This window comes from Allobosea sp. OAE752 (assembly GCF_050433265.1).
Taxonomy (GTDB): domain Bacteria; phylum Pseudomonadota; class Alphaproteobacteria; order Rhizobiales; family Beijerinckiaceae; genus Allobosea; species Allobosea spartocytisi.
Genome location: NZ_JBNPXO010000004.1, coordinates 225,923 through 246,581, shown reverse-complemented (window position 1 = coordinate 246,581; position 20,659 = coordinate 225,923). Strand labels below are relative to the sequence as shown.

Here is a 20,659-nt window from a genome sequence, read left to right as displayed (position 1 = left end):
CGTCAGCCCGCGATGTGCAATCGCCATGCCGTGCCCGGCCGACGGCAGCCGCTCGAATGCGGCGCCCGACAGGCCAAAACAGCATGAATCACAGTCGGCAGGTGCACGGTTTAACGTTCCCCGGCGCAAGTCGCGCGCCACAGAGGACGCGCCCTTCGCTTCTGATGCGTCACGTATACGTGGCGAATTTTTTGATGTCCACCGCCAACTCGGCATGGCATCATGTCGAAAAGGAATACGGTTTTCGGGACGATACGCTCATGGCGATGATCGAGCTTCAGGACGAGCCCGCCGAAGAGCGCGGCCGGCCGACGCGCGAGCGGGTCTATCTCTATGTCCGCGAGCAGATCCTGCGCGGCCGCTTCGTGGGGGGCTCCTTCGTCGAGGAAGAGCAGATCTCCTCGGCGCTGGGCGTCTCGCGCACGCCGGTGCGCGAAGCCTTCCACCGGCTCGAGGCCGAACGCTTCATCGATCTGCTGCCGCGCCGCGGCGCGCTGGTGCGGCAGGTGACGGCGCAGGAGCTCATCGATCTCTACGAAGCCCGGCGGATGATCGAGAGCCACGCCATCAGCCGGATCTGCCGTGAGGAAATCCCGCTGCCCGCCGAAATGGGCACCATCCTCGCGCAGCTCGACGAGCGGCCGGAGGGCGATTATTTCGGCCGGATCGAGCTCAACCGGAACTTCCATTTCGCCATGGTCGCCGCTGTCGGCAATGTCGTGCTGTCCGAGCTCTACCAGTCGCTCGGGGCGCGCCAGCAGCGCGTCGCGATGACGGCGATCAGCACGGATCCGAGCCGGATCGCGCGCATCCGCAAAGAACATCACGCGCTCATCGAGGCGCTGAGCGAGTATGACGAGGCGAAGGCGCTCGGCATCCTCGAGCAGCATCTGCGGCCCATCATGGGCGTGTTGTCCCAGCTTCCGAACCGGACCGCGCCGGAATCGCCCTGACCGGCGCGGAGTGCCAAGGCTCAAGAGGTCGCCCGGCCGCCCGACAGGTCGAAGACGCCTTCCGGCGCCGTGGCGTGATCAAGTATTAGGACGCCGTCAGAGCGACGAGACGAGGTGGCCGCCATCGACCTCCACGGTCGAACCGGTGATGTAGCTGCCGGCTTGCGAGGCGAGCAGGAGCAGCGCCCCGTCAAGCTCCTCGGGCCGGCCCAATCGCCGCTGCGGGATGCGGCGGATCAGGTTCTGGCCGGGCTCGCTGGCGAAGAAATCGCGATTGATGTCGGTCTCGATATAGCCGGGGCAGAGCGCATTGACCCGGATGCCGTCACGGGCCCATTCCAATGCCAGCGCCCTGGTGAGCTGGATCACGCCCGCCTTGGAGGCGGCATAGGCACTGACGCCGCCGGCGACGCGATGGCCGAGGATCGAGGCGATGTTCACGATCGCCCCGCCCCGGCCGGAGGCGCGCATGCCGCGCGCGACCGCCTGCGCCACCAGGAAGACGCCCTTGAGATTGGTGTCGAGGACGCGGTCCCATTCCTCCTCGCCCAGTTCGGCGGCCGGCGCGGCGCCGCTGATTCCGGCATTGTTGATCAGGATGTCGAAGGAATGGCCTTCCAGCGCTGTCCGGACGGAGCGCGCATCGGCAACATCGAGCGCGAGGCCCTGCGCCTCCCCGCCGGCATCAGCGATCTCCGCGCAGGCACAGTCGAGGGCAGCCTTGCGCCGGGCCGCCAGCGTCACGGCGACACCATAGCGCGCGAGCAGCCGCGCAAAATGAAGGCCGAGACCGCCGGAAGCTCCGGTCACGAGCGCGGTCTTGCCGGACAGGTCGCCGAAGAGAAGGACAGGTTCGCTCTCGCTCATCGGTCAACCTTCGGACGAGCGGAGCCGAGGATCAAGCGGCGGCGTTGCCGATAATATACCCGGATAAATTTCTTGCCCCATTAACATCCGGGTTATATTACGCATCCCGATCCCTCGACGAGGCCGGCCATGCGCAGTGAAGAGAAGAAGGCGGCCGTTGCCGCCTACAAGGAACGCAAGACGGCGGCGGGCATCTATCTGCTGCGCTGCGAGCCGAGCGGCCAGCGCTGGGTCGGCCGCGCGACCGATCTCGGCAGCATCGAGAACCGGCTGCGCTTCACCTTGCGCCACCGCAGCCATACCCATCGCGGGCTGCAGGCCGCCTGGGACGCGCATGGGCCGGAGGCCTTCCGGCTGGAGGAGCTGGAGCGGCTCGACGAGGAGAGCCTCTCCTATGTGCGCGACCGCCTTCTCAAGGAACGGCTCGGCCATTGGCTGGCGAAGCTCGGTGCCGAGGCGATCTGACATCCAGCCTGGATCGGTGGCGTTCCGGCATGGATCCCGGGTCAATCCCGGGATGACAATTCGGTTCCCGTGTGAAATCGATGCAATCTCAAAAGCAAAAGGGCTCCGGAGCGCCTCTGCTCCGGAGCCCTCATGCCGCATCGCAGCTTGCCCGGGAGGACCCCTCCCGGTCATCCGCCGCTCCGATCTGCGCTCAGAACGGCGAATCGGGGAAATAGAACTCGCTGGCATTCTCCTTGGTGACGAGCGTCGCGTCCAGGATGTAGCGGCCGCGCACCGGCACCTTGTCGTAGAAATTCGCGACGGTGAGCTCGAGTGCCGTCGCGATCATCGCCGGCGGGTAGAGCACGTTGACGGGGATCATCTTGTCGCCGTCGGCGACGCGCTTGATCATCTCCTTCATGCCGGCGCCGCCGATGACCATCTTGACGTCGGTGCGCTTGGCCTGGGAGATCGCCTCGAGGACGCCGACCGCCATGTCGTCGTCCTGGCACCAGACGGCGTCGATCTTCGGATATTTGGTCAGATAGTCCTGCATCACCTTGAAGGCGTCGTCGCGCGACCAGTTGCCGAACTGCTTCTCCAGCACCTTGATGCCGCTGCCGGCGATGGCCGCGTCGAAGCCCTTCTGGCGCTCCTCGTCGATGACGATCGGCAGGCCGCGGATGACGACGATGTCGCCCTTGCCGAGCTTCTCCTTGAGATAGAGGCCGGCGACGCGGCCGAGCTCGGGATTGTTGCCGGCGACATAGAGGTCCTGGATCGTCGGATCCGTCAGCGCCCGGTCGACCACCGTGACGAAGACACCCTTCTTCTTCACCGCCCGGATCGGGTCGGTGAGCTCGTCGGAATTGTGCGGCAGGGTGACGAGCGCGTCGATCTTCTGCGTCGTTAGGTCTTCCAGCGCATTGGCCTGGGAGGCGCCATTCGGCGAGGTCTTCACGATGATCTTGAGGCCGGGATGATTGGCCTGGAGGATCTTGGCGGCGCGCTCGGCGTGATAGACCACGCCGCCGGTCCAGCCATGGTCGGCGGCCGGAATCGACACCGCGATGGTGACGTTCTTCTGCTGTGCCTGGGCAAGCGTCGCCGTCAGAGCGGCGGCCGCGAGGCCCATCATGATCCTGCGCATTGTCTCACTCCCTTGCTTCTTGTGGTTATCGGGTTCGGGCCTTTGGATCGGAACCGGCGGGAGCCCTGTGCCGCCGGCCGTATCGGAATGCGGGCGTCAGCTCCTCCGCATCAGCGATTTCTGGACGAGCATGGCGATGACGATGATCACGCCCTGGACGGCGCCGATCAGGTATTCGCTGACCAGGCTCGACAGCACCATGATGTTGCCGACAACCTCCAGCATGAAGGCGCCGCAGATCGTGCCCCAGATCCGGCCGACGCCGCCGCGCAGCGCCGTGCCGCCGATGACGACCGCCGTGATCGCCTGCAATTCCCAGAGCAGGCCGGTCGTCGCGGTCGCCGCACCCAGCCGCGGCACATAGACGATGACCGCAATGGCGACGCAGACACCCTGGATGACATAGGTCAGCGCCCGCACCCGCCCGACATGGACGCCGGAATAGCGCGCGACATCCTCGTTCGAGCCGACCGCGATGACATGGCGACCGAAGGCCGTGCGGTAGAGGATGAAGGCGCCGACGAGCCCGACCACCGCCATGATCAGGACCGGCACGGGCAGGCCGAAGACAGTGCCGGTATAGATCGGCCGTAGCAGCCCACGGACGTCCGGGGATTTGACGGCGATCGAGCCGCCATCGGCGAGCCAGGTCGTGACCGAGCGGAAGATCGCCATGGTGCCGAGCGTGACGATGAAGGGTTCTATCCGCCCGAGCACCGTTACCGCGCCGTTGGCGAAGCCCGCCAGGCCACCGACGAGGATCGCGACGCCCATCGCCGCGCCGATCAGCAGCGTGCCACCATCGAGCCCGCCGCCATTCAGGAACAGGATCATGATGCCGGCGACCAGCGCCGCCGACGAGCCGACGGAGAGATCGAGCCCGCCGGCCGAGATCACGAAGGTCGCGCCCACCGCGATGATCGCGATGAAGGAGGAGCGCGTCAGCACGTTCATCAGGTTGTTTGTGGTGAGGAAATTCGGGTTGAGCAGCGCGCCAAGCAGGAGCAGGGCGGCGAGCGCGATGAAGGGCGCGACCGCCGCCATGTCGATCTCGCCGAAGAATCGGGCCAGGCCGCTGCGGCCGCCATCCTTGTCGAGGTCGAGTGGCCGGGCTTCGTCGGTCATGGCTGGGCTGCCCTCATGGATGCGTCACCCGCCATGGCGTTGACGCCGGTGGCATGGACGACGATTTCGTCCTCGGTCATCGCCTCGCCCGCGACCTCGCCGACGAGGCGGCCGGCGCGCATCACCAGGACGCGGTGGCAGATGCCGATCAGTTCCTGCATCTCCGAGGAGATGACGATGACCGCCTTCCCCTCCGCCGCCAGCTTTGCGATGAAGCGATAGATCTGCTGCTTGGTGCCGATGTCGATGCCGCGCGTCGGCTCGTCGATGATGACGATCTCGGGCGCGAGCAGCATCATCTTGGCGAGCAGCAGCTTCTGCTGGTTGCCGCCCGAGAGCTGGCCGGCGAGCATCTCCTTGCGCCTCGCCCGGATATCGAAGGCACCGATGGCGGCGTCGAGCTCGCGCTCTTCGGCCTGCCGGTCGATGAAGCCATGGCGCAGGAAGCGGCGCAGCGCCGCGAGCGTCAGGTTGACCCGCAGGTTCTGGCCGAGCAGCAGGCCCTTTCCCTTCCGGTCCTCGCTCAGATAGACGACGCCGGCCCGCATGCTCTCGCGCACCGATCCCAGGCGGATCGGCCTGCCTTCAACCGAGACCGCGCCGTGAGCAGGACGCAAGCCGGTGACGCCCTCGATCAGCTCGGTGCGGCCGGCGCCGATCAACCCGGCGAAGCCGAGGATCTCGCCCTTGCGCAAGGTGAAGGAGATATCGGCCGCGAAGCCGGGCACGGAGAGATCGCGAACCTCCAGGGCGATAGCGCCGGGCGGCGCCTCGCTGCGCTGGGGATAGAGCTGCGCCATGTCCCGGCCGACCATCAACCGGGCCATCTCGACGGGTGAGAGGGTGTCCGCGTCGCGCGTCGCGATCAGCCGGCCGTCGCGCAGCACGGTGATGCGGTCTGCGATGGCGGCGACCTCGGGCAGGCGATGGGAGATGTAGAGGATGGCGACGCCGCGCGCCTTCAGAGCGCGGATGACCTTGAGCAGCGCCTCGGTCTCGATGGGGGTCAGCGACGCCGTCGGCTCGTCGAAGATGACGACACGGTGGGGCACCGCGAGCGCGCGAGCGATCTGAACGAGCTGGCGCCGGGCGATGGAGAGGCGGGACACCAGCGCCCTCGGGTCGATCTCGACGCCGAGCTGGCGCAGCGCCGCGGCGGCCTGCGCGTTCATGGCGCGGTCGTCGACCATCAGGCCGCGCTTCAATTCGCGGCCGAGAAAGATGTTCTGCGCCACGGTGAGATGCGGCGCGAGCAGGATTTCCTGATGCACCAGCACGATGCCGCGGCTCTCGGCATCGACGGGGCCGGCGAAATGCACGGCCTCGCCGTCGATCTCAATCGCCCCGCGCGTCGGCGCGAGATGGCCGGAAATCAGCTTCATCAGCGTCGATTTGCCGGCTCCGTTTTCGCCGATGACGGCATGGACCTCGCCGGTCGCCAGCGCGAGCCCGACATCGGTCAGCACCTCGACCGGGCCGAAGGCCTTGGCAACGCCCCGCGCCGCCAGCACGGGCGGGCTGGCGCCCGGCGGTGCGCCACCGTGATGGATCAGAGGCTCGTCCATCGCCCGCCCGCCCTGGAGGAGGCGACCGCCGCCTCGATGAAGGCCATGCCGGCAAGCCCGTCCTCGACCGTCGGATAGGTCACGGCCGGATCGGGCTTGGCGCCGCCACGCGCGGCGATGATCGCGTCGGCCGCTTCGCTGTAGATCGTCGCGAAGCCTTCGAGATAGCCTTCCGGATGGCCACTCGGGATACGCGTCACCCGCGCGGCTTCGGAGAGGGCGCCGGCGCCGCCGCGCGTCAGCAGGCGCTTGGGCTCGCCAAAGGGCGTGAACCAGAGCTGGTTCGGGTTCTCCTGCGCCCATTCGAGGCCGCCCTTGCTGCCATAGACGCGCAGCTTCAGCCCGTTCTCGTTGCCGGGCGCGACCTGGCTCGCCCAGAGCGCGCCCTTGGCCCCGCCCTCGAAGCGCAAGAGGATCTGGACATCGTCATCGAGCGCGCGGCCCTCGACGAAGCTCGTCAGCTCCGCGCAGAGCTCCTTGAGCTTCAGCCCTGTGACGAAGCTCGCGAGATTATAGGCGTGGGTGCCGATATCGCCGAGCGCGCCACCAGCGCCGGCCTGTTTCGGATCGGTGCGCCAGGCGGCCTGCTTCTGGCCGGTCGCCTCGGTCTTCTCGGTCAGCCAGTCCTGGGCGTATTCGACCTGGACCAGACGGAGCGTGCCGAGCGCGCCGCTCGCGACCAGCGCGCGCGCCTGCCGCACCAGCGGATAGCCGGTGTAGTTGTGGGTGACCACGAAGAGCCTGCCGCTCTCGCGCACAAGGGCGGCGAGATCGCGCGCCTCCGCCAGCATCGTCGTCAGCGGCTTGTCGCAGATGACGTGGATGCCGGCCTTCAGGAAGGCACGCGCAACCGGCGCATGCATGTGATTGGGCGTGACGATCGAGACGGCCTCGATGCCGTCCGGCCGCGCCGCCTCGGCCTTGGCCATCTCCTCATAGGAACCATAGGCGCGCTCTTCCGCGAGGCCGAGCTCGCGCGCCGAGGCCTTCGCCCGCTCCGGCTCCGAGGAGAGCGCCCCAGCAACCAGCTCATAGCGGTCGTCGAGCCTTGCGGCGATGCGATGCACCCCGCCGATAAAAGCGCCCTGCCCGCCGCCGACCATGCCGAGGCGGATGCGGTGGCCGTGGCCCGTCTGCCTGCCTGCTTCGATGACCATGCGCGCCTCCTCAGCCGATGCCCAGCAGGCGGCGATTAGCGGCCTCGTCGGTGCCGGCACCGGCGAAATCGTCGAAGGCGCGCTCGGTGACGCGGATGATGTGGCTGCGGATGAACTCCGAACCCTCGCGCGCGCCGTCCTCCGGGTGCTTCAGCGCGCATTCCCATTCGAGCACGGCCCAGCCGGCGAAGTCGTTCGCCGCCATCTTCGAGAAGATCGACCCGAAATCGACCTGCCCGTCGCCGAGCGAGCGGAAGCGCCCGGCCCGGTCGACCCAGTTGGCATAGCCGGAATAGACGCCCTGGCGGCCGGTCGGGTTGAACTCGGCATCCTTCACATGGAAGGCCTTGATGCGCTCACGGTAGATATCGATGAAGGCGAGATAGTCGAGCTGCTGCAGCACGAAATGGCTGGGGTCGTAGAGGATGTTGGCGCGGGGATGCTGCCCGACATGGTCGAGGAACATCTCGAAGGTCGTGCCGTCGAACAGGTCCTCGCCCGGATGCAGTTCGAAGCAGGCATCGACGCCGTTCTCGTCGAAGACGTCGAGGATCGGCCGCCAGCGCTTGCCGAGCTCGGCGAAGGCGGTCTCGATCAGCCCGGCCGGGCGCTGCGGGAAAGGGTAGAGGAAGGGCCAGGCGAGCGCGCCGGAGAAGGTCGCATGGGCGTCCAGGCCGAGATGGCGCGAGGCGCGGGCGGCGCGCTTCAACTGGTCGACCGCCCAGGCCTGCCGCACCTTGGGATTGCCGCGCACCTCCGGGGCCGCGAAACCGTCGAGCATCTCGTCATAGACCGGATGGGCGGCGACGAGCTGGCCCTGCAGATGGGTCGAAAGCTCGGTGATGGCCAAGCCGTGGGAGCGGGCGATGCCGGCGATCTCGTCGCAATAGTCCTTGGAGTCCGAAGCCTTCTTCAGATCGAAGAGGCGCCCGTCCCAGCTCGGGATCTGCACGCCCTCATAGCCGAGCGATCCGGCCCAGGCGCAGATCGCCTCGAACGAGTCGAACGGAGCGGCGTCGCCCGCGAACTGGGCGAGAAAAATCGCCGGTCCCTTGATCGTTTTCATCCCTCGTCTCCTCCCGTCGGCCTTTCGGAAACTGCCGTTCCGCTCAGCCGTCACAGCACCTGCCCGCCTCTCGGTCTTATCGCCGGCTTTGCGGTGCGCACCTCAGATTGCCATGCTCAAGGCAAGTTGTCTCGCAAAAACACGTCAATGCGGATTCGCTCCTGCCCCGGCACGATCGGCGCGCCTTCGCGGGCCGATTGCAGCACGCGCGCGACGCTGCGGGCCATGTGACCGGCATCCTGGTTGATGATCGCGTCGATGGTGCCGCGCACCAGATGGCGCCGCGCAAGAGGCGTCAATTCATGGGCGATGAAGACGACCTCCCGCGCCCGGCCCGAGGCTTCGAGCGCCGCGACGACGCCGGACTGGCCGCCGCCGGCGCTGTAGATCGCGACGAGATCGGGATGGTCGGCCAGTAGGGCGCGGGCGGCGCTTTCGACGCGACTGTTGTCGTCTCGCCCTTCACGCAGCGGCAGCACCTGCAGATTCGGATATTCGCGGGCGATGACCTGCTCGAAGCCATATTGCCGCTCGATATGGTCACGCAGCGCCAGCGAGCCGGCGATCAGCCCGACCTTGCCCGACCCATGCACGAAACGGCCGATCAGATTGGCGGCGGTGCGCCCGGCCGCGACATTGTCGATACCGACGAAATGGCTGCGCCGGCTCGACGGCAGATCGGAAACCAGCGTCAGCACCGTGACACCCGCCGCGACCAGATTGTTGATCGCCTCGACGACGGCGGGATGATCGAGCGCCACCACGGCAAGACCGTCGATCGTCGCGGGCAATTCCTCGATGGCGGCGGCCAGCAGGGGGCCGTCGAAGACGTCGACCTGCTGCACGGAGAGCTTGATCCGCTCATGCCGCAGCCGCGCGCCGGTCTCGCGCAACTCGCCCTCCAGCATCTTCATGAAGTCGTTTTCGCCGGTGGGCAGGATGATCCGGAAATCGTAGTCGCGGCCACGAGCCAGCCGCGAGGCGTGGCGATCCGGATGAAAATCGAGCGCCTTCACCGCCGCCTGGACGCGCTCGACGGTGCGGGCATGGACGCCGGAACGGCCGTTCATCACGCGGTCGACCGTGGCGAGGCTGACCCCTGCCTCGCTCGCGACATCCTGCAGCGTGGTCCGCGCCATGCGCCACCCTCCCCTTCCCAAAGCGATAAAGACGGGATTAGATGTGCGCAACTCAAAATGATGGGTCATACCTGAAATATCGAGGCATTTCTCCAAGCCTCGCAGGTGAAGGCCCGAGCTTCCAAGCCGAGGGAACGCCATGAGCTATTTCACCGATCTGCCCGCGATCCGTTTCGAGGGACCGGAGAGCCGCAACCCACTGGCCTATCGCTACTACGAGCCCGATCGCCTCGTGCTGGGTCAGCCGATGGCGGAGATCCTGCGCCCTTGCGTGGCCTATTGGCACAGCTTCTGCTGGCCCGGCAGCGACGTCTTCGGCAGCGGCACCTTCGAACGGCCCTGGCTCGGCGGGCCCGATACGCTCGCCATGGCGGAGGCGAAGGCCGATGCCGCCTTCGACTTCTTCGCCAAGCTTGGCGCACCCTATTTCGCCTTCCACGATGTCGATGCCGTACCGCTGGGTCACAGCATCCGCGAAGGCTGGTCCAATCTCGATGCCATCGCCGACCGCTTCGCCGGGCATATGGAGCGGACGGGGGTGAAACTGCTCTGGGGCACGGCCAATCTGTTCTCGCATCCGCGCTATGCCGCGGGCGCCGCGACCAATCCCGACCCGCATATCTTCGCCCATGCCGCCGCGCAGGTGCGCGCCGTGCTCGATGTGACGAAGCGGCTCGGGGGCACGAACTACGTGCTCTGGGGCGGACGCGAGGGTTATGAGACGCTGCTCAACACCGATCTGAAGCGCGAACTCGACCAGCTTGGCCGCTTCCTCGCACTGGTCGTCGAGCACAAGCACAGGATCGGCTTCACCGGCACGATCCTGATCGAGCCCAAGCCCTGCGAGCCGACCAAGCACCAGTATGATTTCGACGCCGCGACGGTACACGGTTTCCTCTCGCGCTACGATCTCGTCGGCGAGGTGAAGCTCAATATCGAGGCCAACCACGCGACGCTCGCCGGCCACAGCTTCGAGCATGAGATCGCCTATGCGCTGGCGCATGATCTGCTCGGCAGTCTCGACATCAATCGCGGCGACCCGCAGAACGGCTGGGACACCGACCAGTTCCCGAACGACCTCAACGAGATGACGCTGGTGCTCTACCGCATCCTGCAGGCGGGGGGCTTGAAGACCGGCGGCTTCAATTTCGACGCCAAGGTGCGGCGCCAGTCGATCGATGCCATCGACCTGCTGCATGCCCATGTCGGCGGGTTTGATTTGCTGGCGCGAGCGCTGCTCAACGCCGAGAGGCTGATCGTGGATGGCGGCCTCGCCGATTTCGTCTCGCGCCGCTATGCCGGCTGGGACGGCGGCTTCGGACAGGACATCCTCGCCGGGCGGCTCTCGCTCGCGGAGATCGCCGAGAAGGCGGCTGCTGGACCGGAGCCGCATCCCGTGTCGGGGCGGCAGGAGATGCTGGAGAACCTCGTGCAGCGCTTCATCTGAGGCGCGGCGATGTTCCTAGGCATCGATCTCGGCACCTCATCCCTCAAGGCCGTGCTTGTCGACACGGACGAGCGCGTCGTCGCGGAGGCGAGCGAGCCGCTCACCGTCTCGCGGCCGCAGCCGCTCTGGTCCGAACAGAGCCCCGAGGATTGGTGGCAGGCGCTCGACCGGGCGCTCACGCGGCTCAAGGCCGGATGGCCGGCGGAGATGGCGGGGGTGCGCGGTCTCGGCCTCAGCGGCCAGATGCATGGCGCGGTGCTGCTCGATGCGCAGGAGCGGGTCCTGCGCCCGGCCATTCTCTGGAATGACGGGCGCAGCGGCGCCGAGTGCCGGTTGCTGGAGGAGCGCGAACCGCGCTCACGCGCGATCACCGGCAACCTCGCCATGCCCGGCTTCACCGCGCCGAAGCTGGTCTGGGTGCAGCGGCACGAGCCCGAGATTTTCGCCGGCATCGCCAAGGTGCTGCTGCCGAAGGATTATCTGCGGCTGCGCCTGACCGGCGAGCCGATCTCCGACATGTCGGACAGCGCCGGCACGCTCTGGCTCGACGTCGCCGCCCGGCGCTGGTCGCAAGCGATGCTCGACGCGACCAGGCTCTCCGAGACGGCGATGCCGCGCCTCGTCGAGGGCAGCGAGCCCGGCGGCGTACTGCGCGATACGCTCGCAACAGAATGGGGGCTGCCTAAGGGCGTCGTTGTCGCGGGCGGGGCGGGCGACAATGCGGCCGGAGCGATCGGAATCGGCGCAATCACGCCGGGACAGGGTTTTCTGTCGCTCGGTACCTCCGGCGTGATCTTCGTGACCAGCGCCGCCTATTCGGCCAATCCCGCGCAGGCGGTGCACAGCTTCTGCCATGCCCTGCCCGGCCTCTGGCACCAGATGGCGGTGATGCTGAGCGCCGCTTCGAGCCTGAGCTGGGTCAGCGGCGTGACCGGCACGACGGAAGCGGCACTGCTGGATGAGATTGCCAACGAGACCGACCAGCCGGGCGAGGTCGTCTTCCTGCCCTATCTCTCGGGCGAGCGGACGCCGCATAACGACCCGCAGGCGACCGGACTCTTCGCCGGGCTGACCCATGGCACGCGGCGCAGCGAGCTCGGCCGGGCCGTGCTCGAAGGTGTCGGCTTCAGCTTCGCCGACGGGCTTGCCGCGCTCGAAGCAGACGGGCCGCGCATCGAGACGCTGAGCGTGATCGGCGGCGGTGCCCGCTCGGCGCTCTGGGGCGAGATTCTGGCTGCGATTCTCGACCGGCCGCTGGAATACCGCGCCGGCGGCGAAAGAGGCGGTGCCTTCGGGGCGGCGCGATTGGCGCGGCTCGCCGTCACCGGCGAGGCGCCGGAGGCGCTGTGCAAGCCGCCCGCGCTGGAGAGGGTGGTCACGCCGCGCGCCGAGTGGAGCGAGGCTTATCAGCGGCTTTATGCGCGCTACCGCGCGGCCTATCGGCGCGAGAGCGTCTGACGCTTCCAGTCAACACCAGACCTCCGCGTCATCCCGGGCTTGACCCGGGATCCATGCCAGAGCGCTTGAGATAAAGCTTCAGGCATCGATCCCGGATCTCCGCTTCGCTGCGTCCGGGATGACGGTCGAGTTTTTGCTGGGAACGGCGAGCGCTACGCGCTCAATCGTCCATCTTGAGGGCGGCGATGAAGGCTTCCTGCGGGATTTCGACCTTGCCGAACTGCCGCATCTTCTTCTTGCCCTCCTTCTGCTTCTCCAGAAGCTTGCGCTTGCGGGTGGCGTCGCCGCCATAGCACTTGGCGGTGACGTCCTTGCGCAGCGCGCGGATGGTCTCGCGGGCGATGATCTTGCCGCCGATCGCCGCCTGCACCGGAATCTGGAACATATGCGGCGGGATCAGCTCCTTGAGCTTCTCGCACATGGCGCGGCCGCGCGCATCGGCGCGCGAGCGATGGACCAGCATCGAGAGCGCATCGACAGGCTCGGCATTGACCAGGATCGACATGCGCACGAGGTCGCCCTCGCGATAGTCGGTGATGGCGTAGTCGAAGGAGGCATAGCCCTTCGAGATCGACTTCAAGCGGTCGTAGAAGTCGAAGACGACCTCGTTCAGCGGCAGGTCGTAGACCACCTTGGCGCGCGAGCCGACATAGGAGAGGTCGGTCTGGATGCCGCGGCGATCCTGACAGAGCTTCAGCACCGAGCCGAGATATTCGTCGGGCGTGAAGATCGTCGCCTTGATCCAGGGCTCCTCGATGAATTCGATCTTCATCACGTCCGGCATGTCGGCCGGGTTGTGGAGCTCGATCGACGTGCCGTCGCGCAGCTTGAGGCGATAGACGACCGATGGCGCCGTCGAGATCAGGTTGAGGTTGAACTCGCGTTCGAGCCGCTCCTGGATGATCTCCAGATGCAGCAGCCCGAGGAAGCCGCAGCGGAAGCCGAAGCCGAGCGCGGCGGAGGTTTCCATCTCGTAGGAGAACGAGGCGTCGTTCAGGCGCAACCGGCTCATGGCGGCGCGCAGCACCTCGAAATCGGCGGCATCGACCGGGAAGATGCCGCAAAACACCACCGGCTGCACCGGCTTGAAGCCCGGCAGCGGCTCGGCGATCGGCCGTTTGTCGTCGGTGATGGTGTCGCCGACGGCGGTGTCCGCGACTTCCTTGATCGAGGCGGTGAAGAAGCCAACCTCGCCAGGGCCGAGTTCCTTGACCTCCAGCATCTTCGGCTTGAACACGCCGACGCGGTCGACGCCGTAGGACGCCTTGGCCCGCATCATGCGGATGGTCATGTTCTTCTTGAGCACGCCGTCGATGACGCGCACGAGAACGACGACGCCGAGATAGGCGTCATACCACGAATCGACCAGCAGGCATTTCAGCGGCGCGTCGGGGTCGCCCTTCGGCGCGGGCAGCTTCTGGACAATGGCTTCCAGCACGCCCTCGATGTTGAGCCCGGTCTTGGCCGAGATCGGCACGGCTTCCGAGGCATCGAGCCCGATCACGTCCTCGATCTGCTGCTTGATCCGCTCCGGCTCGGCGGCCGGCAGGTCGATCTTGTTGAGGACGGTAACGATCTCGTGGTTGGCGTCGAGCGCCTGATAGACGTTGGCGAGCGTCTGCGCCTCGACGCCCTGCGAGGCGTCGACCACCAGCAGCGAGCCCTCGCAGGCCGCGAGCGAGCGCGAGACCTCATAGGCGAAATCGACATGGCCGGGGGTATCCATCAGGTTCAGGATGTAGGTCTTGCCATCCTTCGCTTGATAGTCGAGCCGCACCGTCTGCGCCTTGATGGTGATGCCGCGCTCCTTCTCGATATCCATCGAGTCGAGGATCTGCTCGCTCATGTCGCGTGCGGCGACCGTGCCGGTCTGCTGGATCAGCCGGTCAGCCAGCGTCGACTTGCCGTGGTCGATATGGGCCACGATCGAGAAGTTGCGGATGTTGTCGATGGTACGGGTGCTCATGCGCGCGCCATAGCAGTGAAGCCGCGTTGCGCCAAGCGGTTGCGCGATTCAGGCGGCATCAAAGCCATGTGCTGGCGCGAGAACCACACCGGTCATCCCGGACAAGCCGCAAAGCGGGCCGATCCGGGATCCATCCCTGAACCGTCATCGGAAACGCCCCGGCATGGACCCCGGGGTCTCCCTTCGGTCGACCGGGATGACGGCGGAGGTTTTGGAGACTTAAGAAAGCATCTTGCCAATTCTAATATGTAAGAATTATTCTCACATTCATGGAATTCGAGAGCGACACCGATATCGACCGCCGGCTGGGTGAACGACTCAAGGCCGCCCGGCAGCGCCACGGCCTGACGCTGGACGAGCTTGCCCAGCGCACCGGCGTCAGCCGCGCCATGATTTCGCGGATCGAGCGCGGCGAATCGAGTCCGACCGCGACGGTGCTGGTCCGGCTCGGCTCCGGGCTCGGGCTGTCGCTCTCCGCCCTGCTGGAGGACGAGGCCGGCACCGGGCCGCTGTCGCGCCGCGCGTCGCAACCGGTCTGGCGCGATCCGGCAAGCGGCTATCTGCGCCGCAACGTCTCGCCGCGCGGAACCGGCTCCAGCTTCGAGATCGTCGAGGTGGAATTGCCGGGGGGTACTGAGGTTCGGCTCGACAGCGCTGCCGGGGCGCCGGCGCTGGACCAGCAGATCTGGGTGCTGCGCGGCCGGCTCGACCTGACGGTCGAAGGCACAAGTCACGCTCTCGCCGAAGGCGATTGCCTGCAGATGCATCTGCGCGGCCCGATCACTTACCGCAATCCGGGCGTCGAGCCCGTGCGCTACGCCGTCATCCTCACCGCGGGCAGCGGTACTTTTCCGGGACATGCCGCATGAACGCTCTCCCCACGACCACCGACATCGCCATCGACATCCTCCACGCTCCGGCCGCCGAAGCGGCCTTGCCGGCGCTGGCAGACATCCTGCGCGACTGCGTCGCCAACGGCGCCTCCGTCGGCTTCATGAACTGGAATACGGCCGCCGATTACGAGCGCTTCTGGCGCGATGTCGCGGCTGGCGTCGCGGGAGGACAGATCGTGCTGTTCGTCGCCCGCAATGCGGACGGGATCGTCGGCACGGCGCAGCTTCATCTGATCGGCAAGCCCAACCAGCCGCATCGCGCCGAGATCGCCAAGGTGCTGGTGCATTCCCGTGCGCGCCGGCAGGGGATCGGCGAGGCGCTGATGAGCCGGGCCGAGGCCATCGCCCGAGAAAGGGGACGCAACCTGCTGGTGCTCGACACGGATGAGAACGGTGCCGCGCGAAGGCTCTACAACCGGCTGGGCTGGACGGAGCTCGGCACCATCCCGCGCTTCGCGCTGATGCCGGACGGGGCCGAATGCGGCTCGACGTTTTTCTACAAGGATCTCGTCTGAGGACAGGCGTCATGCTCGGGCTAGACCCGAGCATCTCACGCCCGGAAGAGGCTCCGGCGTCCTCTGGGAGAGTTTCTCGGGTCACCGCTGCGCGCCCGCCCGAGAATGAAAGGCGGTCGCTCGGGCTGCCTCAGCCTTCCTTGGCCTCGCCGCGCACATAGGGCTCGACCGGGCCCTTGAGGGTGATCGTCATCGGCCGGCCGAAGCGGTCCTTGGCGGCGCCGGCCGCGACCTTCACCCAGCCTTCCGAGACGCAATACTCCTCGACATTGGTCTTCTCGACGCCCTTGAAGCGAATGCCGATGTCGCGTGCCAGCACGTCAGCATCATAGAAGGGGCTGTCCGGATTGACGGAGAGACGGTCGGGAAGCTGGTCGGACATGGCGGAACCTGCAATGCGGAAACGGTTGCTTTCCGCGCTCGATAGCCGCTTCCGCCCTCAAAGCCAACTCAGCGCTTCGCCCGGCCGCCCGCCTGCTCGATCAATTCAGCCACGGCTGCCTGTCCCCTCGCGCGAGCATGGGCAAGCGGCGTCAGGCCGTCGCGATCGGCGAGGTTCGGATCGGCGCCTGCGGCGAGGACGAGCCTCGCCACCTCCTGATGGCGCGGGCCGCCATCGCCGAGGATTACGATTTCCAAAAGGCAGGTCCAGCCGAGATCGTTGACGTGATTGACGTCGATGCCGCTGGTCAGGAGCAGCTTCACGGTCTCGACATGGGCGCGCTCGCAGGCCGGGATCAGCGCATTGCCGCCATAGCGGTTGCGCAAGCGCAGATCGGGCTTCAGCGGCAACATCGCCGCGATGATGTCCGTGCGGCCGGAGGCACCGGCGAGCAGCCAGGGCGTGTCGCGGTTGGCGGCCTGCGTGTTGGGGCTCGCACCGGCGGCGAGCAGGGCCCTGGCCATTTCGACATGGTTGCCGGCGACAGCGAGGAGGAGCGCCGTGCGGCCTTGCGAGTCGCGCATTTCGAGATCGGCTCCCTTCGCGATCAGGGCCTCCACCTCGGCCGTTCTTCCGGATTCGGCAGCGGCGAGCAGATCGGAGGCGGCATGAGCGGCAGCGGTCGTCATCAGGCAAGCTCCAAGGGCTAAAGCCCGCAGCCAGCGCGTCACCGGCTGCCGTCCAGCAGGCGGCCGACGACCTTGGCGGTATAGTCGACCATCGGGACGATGCGGGCATAGTTCAGCCGCGTCGGGCCGATGATGCCGACGACGCCGACGATGCGCTGCTCGGCATCGCGGAAGGGCGCCGCCACCATCGAGGAACCGGACATCGAGAACAGCTTGTTCTCCGAGCCGATGAAGATGCGGACGCCGTCGCCTTCCTCGGCGCGGGAGAGCAGGTCGATCACGTCGGTCTGGGTCTCGAGATCGCCGAAGAGCATGCGGATGCGCTCCAGATCCTCCTGCGCCCTGAGATCGTCGAGCAGATTGGCCTGGCCGCGCACGATCAGGTGGCGATCGCCGCTCGGGCCCGAGGAGGTGGCGATGCCGCTTTCGACGAGGCGGGCGGTGAGCGCGTCGAGCTCACGCTCCATCAGCGCGCGCTGCGCCCCGATCTCGCCACGCACTTCGCCGAGCGTCTTGCCGAGGATGCGCGCGTTGAGGAAGTTCGCGGCTTCCGTCAGGGCCGAGGCGGGCAGGCCCGGCGGCAGGGCGAGCAGGCGGTTTTCGACCGCGCCGTCTTCCGAAACCAGCACCACCAGGGCACGGGCAGGATCGAGCCGGACGAATTCGATGTGCTTCAGCCGCGGATCGGCCTTGGTGGTGACGACGACGCCGGCGCCGCGCGAGAGGCCTGACAGCAGCGCGGAAGCCTCCGTCAGGGTCTGGTCGAGGCTGTGATGGCTCGCCGCCGCCCGGATCTGGGCCTCGATCCGCTTGCGCTCGTCGGATGTGAGGTTGCCGACCTCCATCATCGCATCGACGAAGAAGCGCAGCCCCCGTTCGGTGGGCAGGCGCCCCGCCGAGGTGTGCGGCGCATAAATCAGCCCGGCAAGCTCGAGGTCGGTCATGACGTTGCGCACCGTCGCGGGCGAGAGCGCCATCGGCAGCAGGCGGGCGATGTTGCGGGAGCCGAGCGGCTCGCCGGTCGTCAGGTAGCCGTCGACGATCTGGCGAAAGATCTCGCGCGAGCGCTGGTCGATCTCGACCAGGCTGCTCGTCGTCTCCGGGCGGGTTGTATGAGCGCTCATGAACCTCGGCTGCGAAATCGCGCACGTGCCCTATTGTCGGCATGGCGGGCGCGCGGATCAAGAGGGCTATATGGCTCGCCCTGCCTTGCCCGGTGACGTGGGAGAGCCTACAAGCCGCCTCTCCCCGCAAGACAGGATCATTTCATGCGACCCTCCAAACGCGCCGCCGACGAGATGCGCAAGGTCACGCTCGAACGCGGCGTGGTGCGCTATGCCGAGGGTTCCTGCATGGTGACGTTCGGCGAGACCAAGGTGCTTTGCGCCGCGACCGTCGAGGAAAAGGGTCCGCCCTGGCTGCGCGGCACCGGCAAGGGCTGGGTCACCGCCGAGTACTCGATGCTGCCGCGCGCCACGCATGAGCGCACGCGCCGCGAGGTCACCTCCGGCAAGCCCTCCGGCCGCACCCAGGAGATCCAGCGCCTCGTCGGCCGTTCGCTCCGCGCCGTGGTCGACCTGACCGCGATCGGCGAGCGCCAGATCGTCGTCGATTGCGACGTGATCCAGGCCGATGGCGGCACCCGCACGGCCTCGATCACCGGCGCCTGGGTCGCGCTGCACGATGCGCTGAAGTGGATGGAAGGCCGCAACCTGCTCAAGGGCACCAATCCGCTGAAGGACCATGTCGCCGCCGTCTCCTGCGGTATCGTCGCCGGGCAGCCCGTGATCGATCTCGACTATGTCGAGGATTCCGGCGCGCAGACCGACGCGAATTTCGTCATCACCGGCTCCGGCGGCCTCGTCGAGGTGCAGGGCACGGCCGAGGGCGCACCGTTCTCGGAAGAAGAACTGCTCGCGCTGCTCAAGCTCGCCAAGGGCGGCGTTTCCAAGCTCGTCGCGCTGCAGAAGGCCGCGGTGGCCTGACGATGACCACCCACCGCCTCCTCACCGGCAAGGTCGTGATCGCGACCCATAACCAGGGCAAGCTGCGCGAAATGCGCGACTTGCTGGCGCCTTACGGCATCGAACTGGTCTCGGCCGGGGAGCTCGGCCTGCCCGAGCCGGTCGAGGATGGCTACATGTTCTCGGAGAATGCGGCGATCAAGGCGATCGCCGCGACCAAGGCGAGTGGATTGCCCGCGCTCTCCGACGATTCCGGCGTCTGCATCGACGCGCTCGACGGCGCGCCCGGGCTGTTCTCGGCCAACTGGGCCGGGCCGGGCAAGGATTTCGCCCCGGCGATCGCCCGCGTCCAGATGGAACTCGCCAAGCGCGGCGCCCATGCGCCCGAGCAGCGCAAGGCGCATTTCGTCTCGGCGCTGGTCATCGCCTGGCCGGACGGGCACCAGGAATTGTTCGAGGGCCGCGTCTACGGCACGATCACCGAGCGGATCCGGGGCGCGGGCGGCTTCGGCTACGATCCGATCTTCCTGCCGGATGGCCATGACAAGACCTTCGGCGAGATGACGGCTGAGGAGAAGCACGGCATCCCGGCCGACGGTTCGCCCGGCCTGTCGCACCGCGCGCGCGCCTTCCATGCGCTCGCCGCCGCCTGCTTGAGGAAGCCGGGTTGAGCGCCCCGGCCGCCCTCGCCGAGCGGCCGCCGCTCCTGCATCCGACTGCGGATGCGGGCTTCGCCGTCTATGTGCACTGGCCCTTCTGCCTGGCGAAGTGCCCCTATTGCGACTTCAACAGCCATGTCCGGCTGCAGCCACCCGACCAAGCCCGCTACATCGCCGCCTTCCGTCGCGAGATCGCGCATCGGGCCGCGCTGGTGCCGGGCCGCACGGTGTCCTCGATCTTCTTCGGCGGCGGCACGCCCTCGCTGATGGAGGGCCGCACCGTCGGCGCGATCCTCGACGCCATCGGCGAGCATTGGGCGGTCGATCCGAACTGCGAAGTGTCCCTCGAAGCCAATCCGACCAGCGTCGAGGCCGGGCGCTTCCGCGACTTCCGGGCGGCCGGCGTCAACCGCGTCTCGCTCGGCGTGCAGGCGCTGAACGATGCCGATCTCAAGGCGCTCGGCCGGATGCATTCGGCTGAGGAAGCGCTGGCGGCGGTGGCGATCGCGCGCCAATATTTCGAGCGCTATTCCTTCGACCTGATCTATGCCCGCTCGCCCTTGCAGACTCCGGCCCTTTGGCGCGCCGAGCTGGAGCTGGCGATCAGCCATGCGGCCGAGCATCTCTCGCTCTACCAGCTCACCATCGAGCCCGGCACGGCGTTCGAACGATTGTTCCGGGCCGGCAAACTCGCGATTCCCGATCATGATGCCGGCGCGGCGCTCTACGAGACGACGCAGGAGATCACGGCCAAGCACGGCCTGCCAGTCTATGAGATCTCCAACCATGCCCGGCCGGGTGCGGAATGCCGCCACAACCTCGTCTACTGGCACTATGGCGAATACGCCGGCATCGGCCCCGGCGCCCATGGCAGGCTGGTGACGGCGGAAGGCCGCATGGCGCATTCGACCGAGAAGCGGCCCGAGATCTGGCTGGAACGGGTCGAGGCCGAAGGCCATGCGCTGGTCGAGGACGAGCGCTTGAGCGAAGAGGCGCAGGGCGACGAATACCTGCTGATGGGGCTTCGCCTCGTCGAGGGGATCGATCCCACGGTGTTCAAGGCGCTGTCAGGACGCGAACTCAACGCCAAGCGCATCGCCAGCCTGATCGACGAGAAGCTGCTGATGCACCGGCAAGGCGGCCGGCTTGCGGCAACGCCGGACGGCGCATTGCTGCTCGATGCGCTGGTGGCCGATCTGGCGGCCTAAAACAGGGCA

Annotated in this window: 20 protein-coding genes; 9 read left to right on the top strand and 11 right to left on the bottom strand. The window is 67.2% G+C overall.

Features of this window, described 5'->3' with window-relative positions; genetic code table 11:
• Positions 1–194: 194 nt before the first annotated feature.
• Entirely contained in the window at positions 195–953 is a 759-nt protein-coding gene (locus tag GGC47_RS12880) for a GntR family transcriptional regulator (protein WP_210245676.1), read from the top strand.
• 96 nt (positions 954–1,049) lie between these two features.
• On the opposite strand, the gene GGC47_RS12875 is transcribed toward GGC47_RS12880, so the two are convergent.
• Positions 1,050–1,820 carry an SDR family NAD(P)-dependent oxidoreductase gene (locus GGC47_RS12875; RefSeq protein ID WP_112761506.1) on the bottom strand — a complete coding sequence of 257 codons (771 nt, stop codon included), beginning with the start codon at positions 1,818–1,820 and terminating at the stop codon, positions 1,050–1,052.
• Positions 1,821–1,949: 129 nt separating this feature from the next.
• Here GGC47_RS12875 and GGC47_RS12870 point away from each other — a divergent pair, with 129 nt between their 5' ends.
• Entirely contained in the window at positions 1,950–2,285 is a 336-nt protein-coding gene (locus GGC47_RS12870) for a GIY-YIG nuclease family protein (protein ID WP_142022326.1), read from the top strand.
• Between the two features lie 193 nt (positions 2,286–2,478).
• Here GGC47_RS12870 and GGC47_RS12865 read toward each other — a convergent pair whose 3' ends face one another.
• From GGC47_RS12865 to GGC47_RS12840, 6 genes are all read right to left on the bottom strand, one after another.
• Positions 2,479–3,417, bottom strand: a complete 939-nt coding sequence (locus tag GGC47_RS12865; RefSeq protein WP_038364652.1) for an ABC transporter substrate-binding protein — start codon at positions 3,415–3,417, stop codon at positions 2,479–2,481.
• Between the two features lie 96 nt (positions 3,418–3,513).
• Positions 3,514–4,461: an ABC transporter permease gene (locus GGC47_RS12860; protein ID WP_370955009.1), complete on the bottom strand. Its 948-nt coding sequence runs from the start codon at positions 4,459–4,461 to the stop codon at positions 3,514–3,516.
• A 77-nt stretch (positions 4,462–4,538) separates the two neighbouring features.
• The gene (locus GGC47_RS12855) at positions 4,539–6,107 is read right to left on the bottom strand and encodes a sugar ABC transporter ATP-binding protein (RefSeq protein WP_142022327.1); all 1,569 of its coding nucleotides are present in this window, start codon (positions 6,105–6,107) and stop codon (positions 4,539–4,541) included.
• A complete protein-coding gene (locus GGC47_RS12850; protein ID WP_370954918.1) occupies positions 6,092–7,264 on the bottom strand; it encodes a Gfo/Idh/MocA family protein in 1,173 nt (390 codons plus the stop codon). The genes GGC47_RS12855 and GGC47_RS12850 overlap by 16 nt, the downstream gene beginning before the upstream one ends.
• 10 nt (positions 7,265–7,274) lie before the next feature.
• A complete protein-coding gene (locus GGC47_RS12845; RefSeq protein WP_038364655.1) occupies positions 7,275–8,330 on the bottom strand; it encodes a sugar phosphate isomerase/epimerase family protein in 1,056 nt (351 codons plus the stop codon).
• 116 nt (positions 8,331–8,446) lie between these two features.
• Positions 8,447–9,469 carry a LacI family DNA-binding transcriptional regulator gene (locus GGC47_RS12840; RefSeq protein WP_038364657.1) on the bottom strand — a complete coding sequence of 341 codons (1,023 nt, stop codon included), beginning with the start codon at positions 9,467–9,469 and terminating at the stop codon, positions 8,447–8,449.
• Positions 9,470–9,608: 139 nt separating this feature from the next.
• Here GGC47_RS12840 and xylA point away from each other — a divergent pair, with 139 nt between their 5' ends.
• Entirely contained in the window at positions 9,609–10,916 is a 1,308-nt protein-coding gene (xylA, locus tag GGC47_RS12835; RefSeq protein WP_370954920.1) for a xylose isomerase, read from the top strand.
• 9 nt (positions 10,917–10,925) lie between these two features.
• Positions 10,926–12,374: a xylulokinase gene (gene xylB, locus GGC47_RS12830; RefSeq protein WP_370954921.1), complete on the top strand. Its 1,449-nt coding sequence runs from the start codon at positions 10,926–10,928 to the stop codon at positions 12,372–12,374.
• Positions 12,375–12,534: 160 nt separating this feature from the next.
• Here the strand turns inward: xylB and lepA are convergent, their stop codons facing one another.
• A complete protein-coding gene (lepA, locus tag GGC47_RS12825; RefSeq protein ID WP_038364663.1) occupies positions 12,535–14,340 on the bottom strand; it encodes a translation elongation factor 4 in 1,806 nt (601 codons plus the stop codon).
• A 269-nt stretch (positions 14,341–14,609) separates the two neighbouring features.
• Here lepA and GGC47_RS12820 point away from each other — a divergent pair, with 269 nt between their 5' ends.
• Positions 14,610–15,209 carry a helix-turn-helix domain-containing protein gene (locus GGC47_RS12820; protein ID WP_370954922.1) on the top strand — a complete coding sequence of 200 codons (600 nt, stop codon included), beginning with the start codon at positions 14,610–14,612 and terminating at the stop codon, positions 15,207–15,209.
• Positions 15,206–15,748 (top strand): GNAT family N-acetyltransferase, encoded by a 543-nt coding sequence (locus tag GGC47_RS12815; protein WP_429068296.1) that lies wholly within the window; start codon positions 15,206–15,208, stop codon positions 15,746–15,748. The genes GGC47_RS12820 and GGC47_RS12815 overlap by 4 nt, the downstream gene beginning before the upstream one ends.
• A gap of 130 nt (positions 15,749–15,878) precedes the next feature.
• Here GGC47_RS12815 and GGC47_RS12810 read toward each other — a convergent pair whose 3' ends face one another.
• From GGC47_RS12810 to hrcA, 3 genes are all read right to left on the bottom strand, one after another.
• Positions 15,879–16,130 (bottom strand): DUF3297 family protein, encoded by a 252-nt coding sequence (locus GGC47_RS12810; RefSeq protein WP_038364668.1) that lies wholly within the window; start codon positions 16,128–16,130, stop codon positions 15,879–15,881.
• A gap of 68 nt (positions 16,131–16,198) precedes the next feature.
• Entirely contained in the window at positions 16,199–16,819 is a 621-nt protein-coding gene (locus tag GGC47_RS12805; RefSeq protein ID WP_370954924.1) for an ankyrin repeat domain-containing protein, read from the bottom strand.
• A gap of 38 nt (positions 16,820–16,857) precedes the next feature.
• On the bottom strand, positions 16,858–17,943 hold the full coding sequence (hrcA, locus tag GGC47_RS12800) for a heat-inducible transcriptional repressor HrcA (RefSeq protein WP_051988210.1): 1,086 nt from the start codon (positions 17,941–17,943) through the stop codon (positions 16,858–16,860).
• A gap of 144 nt (positions 17,944–18,087) precedes the next feature.
• Between hrcA and rph the strand changes: the two genes are divergently transcribed.
• The 3 genes from rph to hemW are packed head-to-tail and all read left to right on the top strand — an operon-like array spanning position 18,088 to position 20,650.
• A complete protein-coding gene (rph, locus tag GGC47_RS12795) occupies positions 18,088–18,804 on the top strand; it encodes a ribonuclease PH (protein WP_112761518.1) in 717 nt (238 codons plus the stop codon).
• A gap of 2 nt (positions 18,805–18,806) precedes the next feature.
• On the top strand, positions 18,807–19,454 hold the full coding sequence (gene rdgB / locus GGC47_RS12790; protein ID WP_191123672.1) for an RdgB/HAM1 family non-canonical purine NTP pyrophosphatase: 648 nt from the start codon (positions 18,807–18,809) through the stop codon (positions 19,452–19,454).
• The gene (gene hemW / locus GGC47_RS12785) at positions 19,451–20,650 is read left to right on the top strand and encodes a radical SAM family heme chaperone HemW (RefSeq protein WP_429068291.1); all 1,200 of its coding nucleotides are present in this window, start codon (positions 19,451–19,453) and stop codon (positions 20,648–20,650) included. The genes rdgB and hemW overlap by 4 nt, the downstream gene beginning before the upstream one ends.
• Positions 20,651–20,659 lie beyond the last annotated feature (9 nt).